11 protein-coding genes and 19 tRNA genes are annotated in these 14,319 nt (G+C 44.2%); 29 read left to right on the top strand and 1 reads right to left on the bottom strand.

The annotated features are described in order from the left end of the window. The first annotated feature begins 118 nt into the window (after positions 1-118). The 25 genes from lolB to OCV12_RS03510 all read left to right on the top strand — a co-directional run bounded on the left by lolB (position 119) and on the right by OCV12_RS03510 (position 8,565). Positions 119-766, top strand: coding sequence for a lipoprotein insertase outer membrane protein LolB (lolB, locus tag OCV12_RS03630; RefSeq protein WP_261885368.1), 648 nt, complete (start codon positions 119-121; stop codon positions 764-766). Continuing rightward, positions 763-1,638, top strand: coding sequence for a 4-(cytidine 5'-diphospho)-2-C-methyl-D-erythritol kinase (gene ispE / locus OCV12_RS03625; RefSeq protein WP_261885367.1), 876 nt, complete (start codon positions 763-765; stop codon positions 1,636-1,638). Before lolB ends, ispE begins: the two co-directional genes overlap by 4 nt. 27 nt (positions 1,639-1,665) lie before the next feature. After that, positions 1,666-2,610, top strand: a complete 945-nt coding sequence (locus OCV12_RS03620) for a ribose-phosphate pyrophosphokinase (RefSeq protein WP_004739814.1) — start codon at positions 1,666-1,668, stop codon at positions 2,608-2,610. A gap of 200 nt (positions 2,611-2,810) precedes the next feature. Next, entirely contained in the window at positions 2,811-3,401 is a 591-nt protein-coding gene (pth, locus tag OCV12_RS03615) for an aminoacyl-tRNA hydrolase (protein WP_004739815.1), read from the top strand. A 10-nt stretch (positions 3,402-3,411) separates the two neighbouring features. After that, the gene (ychF, locus tag OCV12_RS03610; RefSeq protein ID WP_017632894.1) at positions 3,412-4,503 is read left to right on the top strand and encodes a redox-regulated ATPase YchF; all 1,092 of its coding nucleotides are present in this window, start codon (positions 3,412-3,414) and stop codon (positions 4,501-4,503) included. A gap of 280 nt (positions 4,504-4,783) precedes the next feature. Beyond that, positions 4,784-4,860 (top strand) — tRNA-Met (locus tag OCV12_RS03605). 65 nt (positions 4,861-4,925) lie between these two features. After that, positions 4,926-5,010, top strand: a tRNA-Leu gene (locus OCV12_RS03600). A gap of 28 nt (positions 5,011-5,038) precedes the next feature. After that, positions 5,039-5,113: transfer RNA gene (locus tag OCV12_RS03595), tRNA-Gln, on the top strand. Between the two features lie 77 nt (positions 5,114-5,190). Further along, positions 5,191-5,267 (top strand) — tRNA-Met (locus OCV12_RS03590). Positions 5,268-5,338: 71 nt separating this feature from the next. Beyond that, a tRNA-Leu gene (locus OCV12_RS03585) sits at positions 5,339-5,423 on the top strand. Between the two features lie 42 nt (positions 5,424-5,465). Continuing rightward, positions 5,466-5,540: transfer RNA gene (locus tag OCV12_RS03580), tRNA-Gln, on the top strand. 69 nt (positions 5,541-5,609) lie between these two features. Beyond that, positions 5,610-5,694, top strand: a tRNA-Leu gene (locus OCV12_RS03575). Between the two features lie 51 nt (positions 5,695-5,745). Beyond that, positions 5,746-5,822 (top strand) — tRNA-Met (locus tag OCV12_RS03570). Between the two features lie 55 nt (positions 5,823-5,877). Then, a tRNA-Leu gene (locus OCV12_RS03565) sits at positions 5,878-5,962 on the top strand. 42 nt (positions 5,963-6,004) lie between these two features. Then, positions 6,005-6,079: transfer RNA gene (locus tag OCV12_RS03560), tRNA-Gln, on the top strand. An 81-nt stretch (positions 6,080-6,160) separates the two neighbouring features. Then, positions 6,161-6,245, top strand: a tRNA-Leu gene (locus OCV12_RS03555). Positions 6,246-6,296: 51 nt separating this feature from the next. Continuing rightward, positions 6,297-6,373: transfer RNA gene (locus OCV12_RS03550), tRNA-Met, on the top strand. A gap of 55 nt (positions 6,374-6,428) precedes the next feature. After that, positions 6,429-6,513: transfer RNA gene (locus OCV12_RS03545), tRNA-Leu, on the top strand. Between the two features lie 42 nt (positions 6,514-6,555). Further along, positions 6,556-6,630, top strand: a tRNA-Gln gene (locus OCV12_RS03540). 81 nt (positions 6,631-6,711) lie between these two features. Continuing rightward, a tRNA-Leu gene (locus OCV12_RS03535) sits at positions 6,712-6,796 on the top strand. Positions 6,797-6,838: 42 nt separating this feature from the next. After that, positions 6,839-6,913, top strand: a tRNA-Gln gene (locus OCV12_RS03530). Positions 6,914-6,994: 81 nt separating this feature from the next. Then, positions 6,995-7,079: transfer RNA gene (locus tag OCV12_RS03525), tRNA-Leu, on the top strand. A gap of 42 nt (positions 7,080-7,121) precedes the next feature. Next, positions 7,122-7,196, top strand: a tRNA-Gln gene (locus OCV12_RS03520). Between the two features lie 81 nt (positions 7,197-7,277). After that, positions 7,278-7,362: transfer RNA gene (locus OCV12_RS03515), tRNA-Leu, on the top strand. Positions 7,363-7,518: 156 nt separating this feature from the next. Continuing rightward, on the top strand, positions 7,519-8,565 hold the full coding sequence (locus OCV12_RS03510; RefSeq protein ID WP_261885366.1) for a lactonase family protein: 1,047 nt from the start codon (positions 7,519-7,521) through the stop codon (positions 8,563-8,565). 67 nt (positions 8,566-8,632) lie between these two features. On the opposite strand, the gene OCV12_RS03505 is transcribed toward OCV12_RS03510, so the two are convergent. Continuing rightward, positions 8,633-9,808, bottom strand: a complete 1,176-nt coding sequence (locus tag OCV12_RS03505) for a 2-octaprenyl-3-methyl-6-methoxy-1,4-benzoquinol hydroxylase (RefSeq protein WP_261885365.1) — start codon at positions 9,806-9,808, stop codon at positions 8,633-8,635. A gap of 307 nt (positions 9,809-10,115) precedes the next feature. On the opposite strand from OCV12_RS03505, the gene miaB reads away from it, so the two are divergent. The 4 genes from miaB to corC all read left to right on the top strand — a co-directional run bounded on the left by miaB (position 10,116) and on the right by corC (position 14,296). Then, on the top strand, positions 10,116-11,540 hold the full coding sequence (gene miaB / locus OCV12_RS03500) for a tRNA (N6-isopentenyl adenosine(37)-C2)-methylthiotransferase MiaB (RefSeq protein WP_261885364.1): 1,425 nt from the start codon (positions 10,116-10,118) through the stop codon (positions 11,538-11,540). 163 nt (positions 11,541-11,703) lie between these two features. Further along, entirely contained in the window at positions 11,704-12,825 is a 1,122-nt protein-coding gene (locus tag OCV12_RS03495; protein WP_017631905.1) for a PhoH family protein, read from the top strand. Then, on the top strand, positions 12,826-13,287 hold the full coding sequence (gene ybeY / locus OCV12_RS03490; RefSeq protein ID WP_017631906.1) for an rRNA maturation RNase YbeY: 462 nt from the start codon (positions 12,826-12,828) through the stop codon (positions 13,285-13,287). It begins immediately after the preceding gene. A gap of 118 nt (positions 13,288-13,405) precedes the next feature. After that, entirely contained in the window at positions 13,406-14,296 is an 891-nt protein-coding gene (gene corC, locus OCV12_RS03485; RefSeq protein WP_239828506.1) for a CNNM family magnesium/cobalt transport protein CorC, read from the top strand. Positions 14,297-14,319: the final 23 nt, after the last annotated feature.

Below are 14,319 nucleotides of genomic sequence, written 5' to 3'. Positions count from 1 at the left end.
TTTTACTTGATGCATGGCTCTATTTAAAGAGCAAGCGGGATTTGTTTTCCTGAGTTCGTGAATTCAATGCTATAGTTGAAGCGTTTTTTAGATAAATTTGAACAAGTTGTGAGCAAATATGAGCAAACTTCGTAGAATCACGTCTCTTATTTTTATGACCATAATTATAGTGGGTTGCTCGTCTATACCTGAACAACCGACCAGTGTTGAGTGGCAAAGTCACCAAAACCGACTTCTACAGATAGAAAGCTACCAAGCCTCGGGCAAGCTCGCCTACATTTCTCCCGAGCAGCGCCAAAGCCTAAACTTCATTTGGAAGCACTCACCAAATCAAAGCCAATTGAGGCTCACGACGTTCCTAGGTCAAACCGCATTGAACCTGACCATAGATCCGTCGGGTGCCAAAGTGGTGACCTATGACGACCAAATATTTACTCACGCAAGTGCCTCTGTATTGGTTGAGCAACTGACAGGTTTGCAGATCCCTATTGATCACCTGCCTCAATGGTTCCTTGGCATTCCAGACCAAGCTGACAGCTACCAGTTAAATACAACCAACACGCTTGAGTCTCTAACCAAACAAGTCAGCAGCCAGCTATGGACACTGAACTTCGCTAATTATCGAAATACTGAGATGCCGAGTAAGCAGCTATCAAATGAAGACAACACTAATGTAGAAAGCATCCCCCTCCCTACTCGATTGTCATTCAAGCAAGACGATAACAAAATCAACATTGTAGTTTCGAAGTGGACACTGAAAAAATGATAACAACGCCAACGCATTGGCCTTCTCCGGCTAAACTGAATCTATTTCTTTACATCACAGGTCGACGTGACAATGGCTATCACGAGCTCCAAACCTTGTTTCAGTTTGTCGATTTTGGTGATGAACTAACGGTTACCGCGAATAAAGAAACCAACTTAATTACCATCACACCGGAAATCCCAGGCGTTGCGACACAAGACAACCTGATTTGGAAAGCCGCGACCGCCCTTCAACAATATACATCGACTTCTTTCGGTGCCGATATTGAGCTAAAGAAAGTACTTCCGATGGGAGGTGGCATTGGTGGAGGCTCTTCAAATGCCGCAACCGTATTGGTCGCACTTAACTATCTGTGGCAACTCAACCTGTCTGATGATCAACTCGCAGAGATCGGATTGAAACTTGGCGCTGACGTTCCTGTGTTCGTTCGAGGCCATGCAGCCTTTGCGGAAGGCGTTGGAGAACAGCTTCAACCCGCTAATCCGGATGAAAAATGGTATCTCGTTGTTAAGCCTCAAGTGAGCATAGCAACTGTAGACATATTCACACATTCAGAATTAACTCGAAATACGCCGAAGCGAGCGCTATCAACGCTTCTAGAGCAAGAATACGTAAACGATTGCGAAAAAATTGTGCGAATGCTGTACCCAGAGGTTGATAAGCAACTTTCATGGCTGCTACAATACGCGCCGTCGAGATTGACTGGCACTGGTTCATGCGTTTTTGCTGAATTTAGCAGCAAAAAAGAAGCCGAATTGGTGTTGGAACAACTGCCTGACACAGTTTCCGCTTTTGTAGCGAAAGGACGAAACATTTCTCCTTTAAAAGAAACTTTGGCTGAATACCACTCAGCCCACCCACAATCTATTTAAAACTGGACGCAACCCGAGGTTTCCACCGTGCCTGATATGAAGCTATTTGCTGGTAACGCAACACCTGAACTAGCCCAACGTATTGCTGATCGTCTATACATCTCTCTTGGCGATGCTACTGTAGACCGTTTTTCTGATGGCGAAGTCGCTGTTCAAATCAATGAAAACGTTCGTGGTAGCGATGTATTCCTGATTCAATCAACTTGTGCACCAACCAATGACAACCTAATGGAATTGGTGGTAATGATTGACGCAATGCGCCGTGCTTCTGCTGGCCGTATTACTGCTGTAATCCCTTACTTCGGTTATGCCCGTCAAGATCGTCGTGTACGTTCTGCTCGTGTGCCAATTACTGCAAAAGTTGTTGCAGATTTCCTTTCTAACGTTGGCGTTGACCGCGTTCTTACTATCGACCTACACGCAGAGCAAATCCAAGGCTTCTTCGATGTACCTGTTGATAACATCTTCGGCACTCCAGTTCTTCTAGAAGACATGGCGAACCGTGGCTTAGAAAACCCAGTAGTGGTTTCTCCAGACCTTGGCGGTGTTGTACGTGCTCGTGCTACTGCTAAAGCGCTAGGTGATGTTGACATCGCTATCGTTGATAAGCGTCGTCCACGTGCTAACGTTTCTGAAGTAATGAACCTAATCGGTGATGTTGAAGGCCGTGACTGTGTGATCGTTGATGACATGATCGATACGGGTGGCACACTATGTAAAGCAGCTGAAGCGCTTAAAGAGCGCGGTGCTAAACGTGTATTCGCTTACGCAACTCACGCTGTTTTCTCTGGTACTGCTGCGAACAACATCAAGAACTCTGTTCTAGACCAAGTTATCGTAACGGATTCTATCTCTCTATCTCCTGAGATGGCTGCGACAGGTAAAGTAACAACACTTAGCCTTTCTCGCATGCTTGCTGAAGCGATTCGTCGTATCAGCAACGAAGAATCAATCTCAGCGATGTTCAACTAATCAAGGCTATTTAGCTTTGTTTTAGAAACTCGTTAGAGAAAGAAATTAAGCACTTCATTTGATGAAGTGCTTTTTTTATGTCTAGTGACCGTTGTTTATCACATCCTGGAATAATCATGGTGCTATCAGCTAGCTCGCACCTTTTTCATAAACTGTGATATCATACGGCGCTTTTTGAAATCCCAAGAGAGATCCATACCTTGAGCCAACAAATAAAACTTCTCGTTGGACTGGCTAATCCAGGTCCAGAATACGCCAAAACTCGCCACAATGCGGGTGCTTGGGTAGTTGAAGAATTAGCACGTGTACACAACGTGACACTGAAGAACGAACCAAAGTTCTTTGGCCTTACGGGTCGTATCATGGTTCATGGTGAAGATCTTCGTTTGCTGATCCCAACGACTTTTATGAACTTGTCAGGCAAAGCAGTTGCAGCTTTGGCAAAGTTCTACCAAATTAAACCTGAAGAGATCATGGTTGCTCATGATGAGTTAGACCTTCCTCCTGGTATTGGAAAGTTTAAAAAAGGTGGTGGTCACGGCGGACACAACGGTCTGAAAGACATCATCAGCAAACAGGGTAACAATAAAGAATTCTATCGTCTTAGATTAGGCATTGGCCATCCAGGACACAAAGATAAAGTTGCAGGTTATGTATTAGGCAAAGCTCCACAAAAAGAGCAAGAGTGTATCGAGGCCGTCGTTGACGAATCGGTTCGCAGCCTAGACATCTTATTAAAAGATGGCCTACCAAAAGCACAAAATCGCTTACATACGTTCAAAGCAGAATAAGGTTTATATCATGGGTTTTAAATGTGGCATCGTTGGTCTACCAAACGTTGGTAAGTCAACTCTGTTTAACGCACTGACTAAAGCAGGCATCGAAGCAGCAAACTTTCCATTTTGTACGATCGAACCAAACACAGGTATCGTTCCGGTTCCAGATCTACGCTTAGATGCATTAGCAAAAATTGTTAATCCACAGAAGATCCTTCCAACAACAATGGAATTCGTAGATATCGCAGGCCTAGTTGCTGGCGCATCTAAAGGTGAAGGTCTTGGTAACAAATTCCTAGCTAACATCCGTGAAACTGACGCTATCGGTCACGTTGTACGCTGCTTTGAAAATGAAAACATCGTTCACGTTTCTGGCAAAGTATCTCCAATCGAAGATATCGAAGTGATCAACCTTGAACTTGCACTGGCTGACTTAGACAGCTGTGAGCGTGCAATTCAACGTAACGCTAAGAAAGCAAAAGGCGGCGACAAAGACGCTAAGTTCGAAATCACTGTACTAGAAAAGCTACTACCAGTTCTTACTGAAGGCGGTATGGCGCGTACTGTTGAACTAGGCAAAGAAGAAGCGGCAGCAATCGGCTACCTGAACTTCCTAACGCTGAAACCAACAATGTACATCGCAAACGTTGCTGAAGATGGTTTTGAAAACAACCCTTACCTAGACGCTGTTCGTGAATACGCAGAAAAAGAAAACAACGTTGTTGTTGCTGTTTGTGCGGCTATCGAATCTGAGCTTTCTGAGCTGGATGACGAAGATCGCGAAGAGTTCCTAGCAGACATGGGTATCGAAGAACCAGGTCTTAACCGAGTGATCCGCTCTGGTTACGAACTACTGACTCTTCAAACTTACTTCACAGCTGGCGTTAAAGAAGTTCGCGCATGGACAATTCCTGTAGGTGCAACAGCGCCACAAGCTGCTGGTAAGATCCACACTGACTTCGAAAAAGGCTTCATCCGAGCTGAAGTTGTTGGTTTTGATCACTTCATCGAATTTAACGGTGAGAGCGGTGCAAAAGATGCAGGTAAATGGCGTCTTGAAGGCAAAGAATACATCGTAAAAGATGGCGACGTTGTTCACTTCCGTTTCAACGTATAATTGTTGATTTAATATCAAATAAAAGGCCAGTGAATTCACTGGCCTTTTTGTTTTTACCCTTTCGAAATAGTCCTGCATCAGAAAGTTAACTTCCTATATATATCGCCTTTTTGACCTGTTTTTTGCCGACAAATACGCCTCTTTGCCTAAAAAGAAACCGAACAGATGTTTATTCGCGATTTATTCAAAAAAAAAGTTGACGGGTTTCACTCAACTCCGCATAATGCGCCCCGTTCACAGCGAAGCGGCAACGTTTCAAAATGAACGACAATATGGAAATGGCTACTTAGCTCAGTTGGTTAGAGCACATCACTCATAATGATGGGGTCGCAGGTTCAAATCCCGCAGTAGCCACCATTTCCTAAGCACTCTATTTGATATTAAAGTTTGTCTTTAGTAACAAAGAGTTTTTAGGAAATAACGCGGTCGTGGCGGAATTGGTAGACGCACCAGATTTAGGTTCTGGCGCCGAGAGGTGTGAGAGTTCAAGTCTCTCCGACCGCACCATATTGAGATGTCTTCAAGACATCATTATTGGGCTATCGCCAAGCGGTAAGGCACCGGCTTTTGATGCCGGCATTCCCTGGTTCGAATCCAGGTAGCCCAGCCACAATTTAAAGTGTAATTATCTTTAAAAAGATAATGGCATTGAAAGCAAGATTATATTATATTGTCTCGCTCTCAGATGGCTACTTAGCTCAGTTGGTTAGAGCACATCACTCATAATGATGGGGTCGCAGGTTCAAATCCCGCAGTAGCCACCATTCTTTCTTCGAGAAAGAAAAGACAATGTTGTATTGAATCACCAATATTCAGTATGACTAAAAGATTTGCTGCGGTCGTGGCGGAATTGGTAGACGCACCAGATTTAGGTTCTGGCGCCGAGAGGTGTGAGAGTTCAAGTCTCTCCGACCGCACCATTATTTGGAATGTGTTTCTTTTAGTAGATGACCATTCATTGTTGGGCTATCGCCAAGCGGTAAGGCACCGGCTTTTGATGCCGGCATTCCCTGGTTCGAATCCAGGTAGCCCAGCCACATACAACGTTACTTAGACAAACCATAAGTCTTCTTAACTATACTCTTCGCTAGAGTAAAAGCTTTGCTGCGGTCGTGGCGGAATTGGTAGACGCACCAGATTTAGGTTCTGGCGCCGAGAGGTGTGAGAGTTCAAGTCTCTCCGACCGCACCATTATTTCTCTTTCATTAGAGAACAAATAGTGAATCTATTAGATTTATTATTGGCTACTTAGCTCAGTTGGTTAGAGCACATCACTCATAATGATGGGGTCGCAGGTTCAAATCCCGCAGTAGCCACCACTTATACAACGTCTTATTGAATCACCAATATTCGATATGACTACAAAGATTTGCTGCGGTCGTGGCGGAATTGGTAGACGCACCAGATTTAGGTTCTGGCGCCGAGAGGTGTGAGAGTTCAAGTCTCTCCGACCGCACCATTATTTAGAATGCGTTTCTTTTAGTAGATGACCATTCATTGTTGGGCTATCGCCAAGCGGTAAGGCACCGGCTTTTGATGCCGGCATTCCCTGGTTCGAATCCAGGTAGCCCAGCCACTATTTATAACTCCTTGCAAAAGCAAAGAGCACAACGTCTTATTGAATCACCAATATTCAGTATGACTATAAAGATTTGCTGCGGTCGTGGCGGAATTGGTAGACGCACCAGATTTAGGTTCTGGCGCCGAGAGGTGTGAGAGTTCAAGTCTCTCCGACCGCACCATTATTTCTCTTTCATTAGAGAACAAATAGTGAATCTATTAGATTTATTATTGGCTACTTAGCTCAGTTGGTTAGAGCACATCACTCATAATGATGGGGTCGCAGGTTCAAATCCCGCAGTAGCCACCATTTATACAACGTCTTATTGAATCACCAATATTCGATATGACTATAAAGATTTGCTGCGGTCGTGGCGGAATTGGTAGACGCACCAGATTTAGGTTCTGGCGCCGAGAGGTGTGAGAGTTCAAGTCTCTCCGACCGCACCATTATTTGGAATGTGTTTCTTTTAGTAGATGACCATTCATTGTTGGGCTATCGCCAAGCGGTAAGGCACCGGCTTTTGATGCCGGCATTCCCTGGTTCGAATCCAGGTAGCCCAGCCACTATTTATAACTCCTTGCAAAAGCAAAGAGCACAACGTCTTATTGAATCACCAATATTCAGTATGACTATAAAGATTTGCTGCGGTCGTGGCGGAATTGGTAGACGCACCAGATTTAGGTTCTGGCGCCGAGAGGTGTGAGAGTTCAAGTCTCTCCGACCGCACCATTATTTAGAATGTGTTTCTTTTAATAGATGACCATTCATTGTTGGGCTATCGCCAAGCGGTAAGGCACCGGCTTTTGATGCCGGCATTCCCTGGTTCGAATCCAGGTAGCCCAGCCACTATTTATAACTCCTTGCAAAAGCAAAGAGCACAACGTTATATTGAATCACCAATATTCGATATGACTATAAAGATTTGCTGCGGTCGTGGCGGAATTGGTAGACGCACCAGATTTAGGTTCTGGCGCCGAGAGGTGTGAGAGTTCAAGTCTCTCCGACCGCACCATTATTTAGAATGTGTTTCTTTTAATAGATGACCATTCATTGTTGGGCTATCGCCAAGCGGTAAGGCACCGGCTTTTGATGCCGGCATTCCCTGGTTCGAATCCAGGTAGCCCAGCCACTATTTATAACTCCTTGCAAAAGCAAAGAGCACAACGTCTTATTGAATCACCAATATTCAGTATGACTATAAAGATTTGCTGCGGTCGTGGCGGAATTGGTAGACGCACCAGATTTAGGTTCTGGCGCCGAGAGGTGTGAGAGTTCAAGTCTCTCCGACCGCACCATCATTGAATGAAACCCAGCTTTTTAGCTGGGTTTTGTTTTATCTGGAATATGTAAATCTGCTATCCAGGTCACCAAGTATTTTTTCCTACCTAATCACTTCATGACTTTTTTATAAGACAATGTCTGCTCCATTTTCTAATTGAGTATGACTGCCTATGAAAACCCTACCTTTAACGATTGGTTGCTACACATATACTCCAAGTAAAAGCCAAGGCGTGTATCAGACTCAATTAAATTTAGATAACGGAAAGCTATCACCGTTAGAACTCGTTGCTGAATGTATCAATCCATCTTTTGTCGTAGCGACACAACTCGGTATCTACACGGCTTCTGAAGTTGACCAACCCAAACAGCCAGAGTTGATTCATATCGCGAATGCTAGCTCAAAGACTACTAATAACTCAGGCGCTATCTCTGGCGATCACCCTTGTCATATCACCATTGATCCTAGCCATAAGTTTGCTATTACGTCGCAATACTCATCAGGCACATTCGATATCTTTAGTTTAAGTATCAACGGCAATATCGATAAACGACTCAAAACAATCAAAATGGTCGGCTCTGGTCCAAACAAAGAACGACAAACAGGACCACATGCTCATCAGTGTCTGTTCTTACAAAACTCACCACAATTTGTCACCGTCGATCTTGGCGCTGATCGAATCAACTTCTATTGCTTCGATGAAGAACAGGAAGAGTTTCTAGACGAACCAATACAATCCATAAAAGCTCCTGCTGGTAATGGACCTCGTCATTTAATCTTCAATAAGGTTGAAGATAAGGCCTATGTGATCTGTGAGCTATCTGAAACAATACTCATGTTGGAAAAGGTTCTAGGTGTATGGATCATTGTGGAGGAGGTAGATGCTCTTCCCAATATGGAGAGAGGCGAAGCAACGGCTGCAATAAAACTATCACCGGATGAACAATTCCTATACGTGTCTTGCCGACACCAATCAAGGATCAGTAGTTTCAAAATCGAACCTACCACCAAAATGCCTATTTTTATTGATAGCTATAGTACTGAAGGTAATTTTCCTCGTGATTTTCATATTACCGACTGCGGGCAATGGCTTATCGCCGCAAACCAGCACTCCAATAACATCACCTCATTCAAACGAAATATTGAGGATGGCTCCCTGGTTTACACTGGCTGCTCTTTGGAACTAGATGCACCTGTTTGTGTGACGCAACAGCGATAGTAATCATCGGATACAAGAAAGGAGAGCATTCGCTCTCCTTCTCTTTATAAGCAGTCTAAAAGTTCGACTAAAGACCCAAAGCGTATTTCAATACTTGAGCTTTAATCGGGCCTGAATTTTCAGCAAGCTTAAGCGCAGCATTACGCATAAATTTCAGTGGGCCAATATCATTACTGAATGTTTTATAGAAGAAATCCATACCGCTTTGCATCATCAAGTTATCGCCTCTTCTCATCACCTCATAACGCCTTGCGACAGATTGATTCAGCTCACCTTTCTCTTTGGTCACATCCAATAAAGCGGCAACATCTTTAAAACCCAAGTTTACGCCCTGCCCTGCTAATGGGTTGATCGTGTGGGCCGAGTCGCCAATCAGAATGCAGTTGTTCTTAGCGTAAGATTGCGCATGACGTCGAGTGAGGGGGAACGAACCAGAGTTGAGGACTTTGATGTCTCCCAGTTCCGCAGGAAAGTTAGCAAGTACTTCATTGCGTAGCTTGTCTGGGCTCATTGCCGACAGTTGCTTGATGCGAGATGGCGAGTCATACCAAACCAATGAACCCTGCCCGACTTCTTTCCCTTCTAAAACGACAGAACACAGAGGAAGAAACGAACGAGGACCACTCGGTAGAAATTGTTGCCAAGTAATATCTTGTTGAGGGAGTTCAGTTTCCACATTGATAAGCATGCAGTGCTGTCGGTAGTCCCAAGCAGTGATACCAATACCAGCTTGCTGTCTAACCGCTGAGTTAGCGCCATCAGCACCAATAACCCATTTAGCCGATAACTCAGCACCAGATTGAAGCTTAACGATATTAGTTTCACCAAATTCAATAGAGTCCAACTTTTCAGGGCACAACAGTTCCAAATTGTCATAAGCATCAAACTGAGACCATAAGCCCAATTGAATCAGTCGGTTTTCAACAATGTAGCCTAAACGAGGTAAATCTAGTGATGCGGCATCAAACCGAGTACGACATTCTGGGTGTTCCCACGTCTCTAAGCGCTTATAAGAACATACTCGCATCGCTTCTATGTGTTGCCATGCGCCAAGATCGTCAAGCAAATCGACCGATGCTTGAGAAATCGCTGACACACGAATGTCCATCGCTTGTGACTCATCAAAAGCTTGTGGGGCAAAACCTTCGATTACCGCAACACTCAGACCTTGCTTTGCAAAACCGATAGCTGTTGCTGCGCCAACCATGCCGCCACCGACTACTACAATATCGTAACTGTTCATATTTTGTACTTATCAGTTTGATTCTTTGACTGTTTTTGATTGTACTTTTTCATAACTAACTTGTAACCAAAAACCTTATTCGAAAAAAGGGTTACCCCTTATCGCATATGGCGTTAACGATAATAAAAACCACTACATAAGAGATTTGTTCAGACTACTAGTCAGTCGGTTTTGAAACCAGTACAATACGCCGCTTGCTGCTAGAGCCAGTCATAAAATGAATACCTAATTATGACAAATGGTCCTCGCAGATGAATACTGGGCGATTTGCTCCCTTAAATTAAACTAACGATCGAGCGAACAAAAAATGAGTAAGAAACTGCTAATTAAAACTTGGGGCTGTCAGATGAATGAATACGATTCATCAAAAATGGCCGACCTGCTTAACGCTGCAAATGGCTATGAGCTAACTGAAGTACCTGAGGAAGCAGACGTACTACTATTGAATACTTGTTCTATCCGCGAAAAAGCACAAGAAAAAGTATTCCACCAGCTTGGTCGTTGGAAAACGCTTAAAGATAAGAAAGAAGGTGTGGTGATCGGTGTGGGTGGCTGTGTAGCGACTCAAGAGGGTGATCACATTCGTCAACGTGCACCTTACGTAGACGTTATCTTTGGCCCACAAACACTGCACCGTCTGCCAGAGATGATTAAATCATCACTGTCTAACGAAAAGCCAGTAATGGACATCTCTTTCCCAGAGATCGAAAAATTCGATAACCTGCCTGAGCCAAAAGCTGAAGGCGCGACGGCATTCGTTTCTATCATGGAAGGTTGTTCTAAATACTGTACTTACTGCGTTGTACCATACACACGTGGTGAAGAAGTTAGCCGTCCAATGGATGATGTACTGTTCGAAGTGGCTCAACTTGCAGAGCAAGGTGTACGTGAAGTTAACCTGCTTGGTCAAAACGTAAACGCGTACCGTGGTCCAACTCACGAAGGTGATATCTGTTCATTCGCAGAACTGCTTCGTCTTGTGGCTTCTATCGATGGTATCGACCGTATTCGTTTCACAACAAGCCACCCGCTTGAGTTTGGTGATGACATCATCGCAGTTTACGAAGACACACCGGAGCTAGTGAGCTTCCTTCACTTGCCTGTACAAAGTGGTAGTGACCGTATTCTTACTATGATGAAGCGTCCTCACACAGCGATTGAGTACAAGTCAATTATTCGTAAGCTACGTAAAGCGCGCCCTGACATTCAAATCAGCTCTGACTTTATCGTTGGTTTCCCTGGCGAATCTAACCAAGATTTCCAAGATACGATGAAACTGATCAAAGACGTTGATTTCGATATGAGCTTCAGCTTTATTTTCTCTCCTCGTCCGGGTACACCTGCTGCTGATTACCCATGTGACGTGCCAGAGCAAGAGAAGAAAGATCGTCTATACGAACTACAGCAAACTGTGAACACACAAGCAATGCGCTACTCTCGCCTAATGCTTGGTACAGAGCAACGCGTATTGGTTGAAGGTCCATCGAAGAAGAACCTAATGGAACTGCGTGCTCGTACTGAAAACAGCCGCGTAGTGAACTTTGAAGGTTCTGCTGACCTTATCGGCCAGTTCGTAGATGTGAAAATCACAGAAGTATTTGCTAACTCACTACGTGGTGAAGTAGTACGTACTGAGAAAGACATGGATCTTCGCAGCGTGATCTCGCCGACTCAAATGATGGCGAACACAAAACGCGAAGATGAGCTAGGTGTAGCGACATTTACGCCATAGGCAATACAACTGTTTGAGCACAAAGCGCAAACACAAAGCTTGAAATTACCTAACTAAGTGACCATCTTAGAAATAGGGATATCACCATCAGAAGCCCGGTCTAAATCGGGCTTTTTGCTCTTTGCTTTATTTAAGAGCGAGTGGCACAAAATGAGAGGCTAATTTGAGCAATAAAATCGTTACCTTAGAGATAAATCTAGAGCCAGCAGACAACAAGCGCTTGGCTAGCTTATGCGGACCATTCGACGACAACATCAAGCACCTTGAGCGTCGTCTTGGCGTTGAGATTAATTACCGTAGCAACTTCTTCACAATCGTTGGTAAGCCTCACACTACTGCTGCTGCTTTAGACATCATCAAACACCTCTATGTTGAAACGGCTCCAGTTAAAGGCAACATCATCGATATTGAACCAGAGCAAGTGCACTTAGCGGTCACTGAATCTGGCATTTTGGAGCAACACGTCGAGTCTGAAATTGACTACGGAAAAGAAGTCACGATTAAGACTAAAAAAGGCGTGATTAAGCCACGTACTCCGAACCAAGCACAATACCTAATGAACATGGTCACTCATGACATCACCTTTGGTATTGGCCCTGCTGGTACAGGTAAAACGTACTTAGCGGTTGCGGCGGCAGTCGATGCACTTGAACGCCAAGAAGTTCGCCGTATTCTACTGACTCGCCCTGCTGTTGAAGCGGGTGAGAAGTTAGGTTTCCTTCCTGGTGATTTAAGCCAGAAAGTCGACCCATATTTGCGTCCACTTTATGATGCACTTTTTGAGATGCTCGGTTTTGAACGTGTTGAAAAGCTGATTGAACGTAACGTGATTGAAGTTGCTCCACTGGCTTACATGCGTGGCCGCACTCTGAATGATGCCTTCATCATTCTCGATGAGAGCCAAAACACCACGGTAGAGCAGATGAAAATGTTCTTAACCCGTATCGGTTTTAATTCGCGTGCAGTGATCACAGGTGATATTACGCAAATCGATTTACCTCGTGGCGCGAAATCTGGCCTACGTCATGCAACAGAAGTGCTGAGTGAAGTGGATGACATCAGCTTTAACTTCTTCATGTCTGAAGACGTCGTTCGTCACCCAGTTGTTGCTCGTATCGTTAACGCCTACGAGAAATGGGAAGCAAAAGACCAAAAAGAGCGTAAAGAGTTTGAGAAGCGTAAACGTGAAGAACGCGAAGCCAAACTTCTTGAGGCTCAGCAAACAGTTACGACACAATTAGCAACACAAAATAGTTCTGAGATTACAGAACAAGGTGATAAATAGATGTCTATTGAACTAGACCTGCAAATTGCGGTCGAAAATGAGCAAGGTCTTCCAACGGAGCAAGATATTCAGCTTTGGTTAGACAAGACAATTCCTCAGTTTCAAGAGAACGCCGAGTTGACGGTTCGTATCGTTGATACGGAAGAAAGCCACCAGCTCAATCATGAATACCGTGGTAAAGATAAGCCAACCAACGTGCTGTCTTTCCCATTCGAAGCTCCTCCAGGAATCGAATTAGATCTTCTGGGCGACCTCATTATTTGCCGCCAAGTTGTCGAAAAAGAAGCAGAAGAACAAAATAAGCCTCTGCTAGCACACTGGGCTCATATGGTTGTACATGGCAGTCTGCATCTGCTAGGTTATGATCATATCGAAGATGATGAAGCTGAAGAGATGGAGTCACTCGAGACAGAAATCATGCAAGCTATGGGGTTTGAAGACCCTTACATTCTAGAAAAGTAAATTGATTCTAGGTAAGTAGTTTGCAGAGAAACAATGACTCATCGAACCTGTTATTTTCAGGAATCTGAGTTGTGATGTGTGCTATCACACTTCTGATAGCGTTATTTTTTGAGAAATCATGAACGAAGGTAACCCCCCCACTTCTGAGGGAAGTAAAAAATCTGAAGGTCCGAGTAGAAAGTCCTTCTTTGAACGCCTAGGCCAACTATTTCAAGGCGAGGTAAAAGACCGCCAAGAGCTCGTAGATGTAATCCGCGACTCAGAAATTAATGACCTAATTGACCACGACACACGCGACATGCTCGAAGGTGTTATGGAAATTTCAGAGATGCGAGTACGCGATATCATGCTGCCTCGCTCTCAAATGGTTACAGTTGAACGCACCGATGACTTAGATACATTGATTGCGCTTATTACTGATGCTCAACACTCTCGCTACCCAGTGATCAGTGAAGATAAAGACCATGTTGAAGGCATTCTATTAGCGAAGGACCTACTTAAGTACTTGGGTTCAGACAGTGCTCCATTTGACATCGAACAAGTGATTCGCCCTGTAGTTGTTGTTCCTGAAAGTAAGCGTGTTGATCGCCTACTCAAGGAATTCCAAGAAGAGCGTTACCACATGTCTATCGTTGTCGATGAGTTTGGCGGTGTCTCTGGCCTAGTAACCATTGAAGATATCCTCGAAGAAATCGTTGGTGAAATTGAAGACGAGTTCGACGATGAAGAAGAGTTAGATATTCGTAAGCTGAGTAAGCATACTTTCTCTGTTAAAGCTTTAACCACTATTGAAGAGTTCAACGACACGTTTAACACGACCTTCAGTGATGATGAAGTAGATACTGTGGGTGGTATGGTGATGACAGCACTCGGTCACCTGCCAGTTCGTGGCGAAATTGTAGAAATCGAAAACTACCATTTCAAAATTACGTCTGCAGATAACCGTCGTGTGATTCAGCTACAGGTAACCATTCCTGACGAACAGCCTCTTCCGACTATCGAAGAATAACAACTTCTCTCTAAAGAGATGAC

Source organism: Vibrio pomeroyi, assembly GCF_024347595.1.
In the GTDB taxonomy this organism is placed as follows: Bacteria; Pseudomonadota; Gammaproteobacteria; order Enterobacterales; family Vibrionaceae; genus Vibrio; species Vibrio pomeroyi.
Note: the sequence above shows the minus strand (reverse complement) of the source record. Positions and strands in the feature narration are given on the sequence as shown.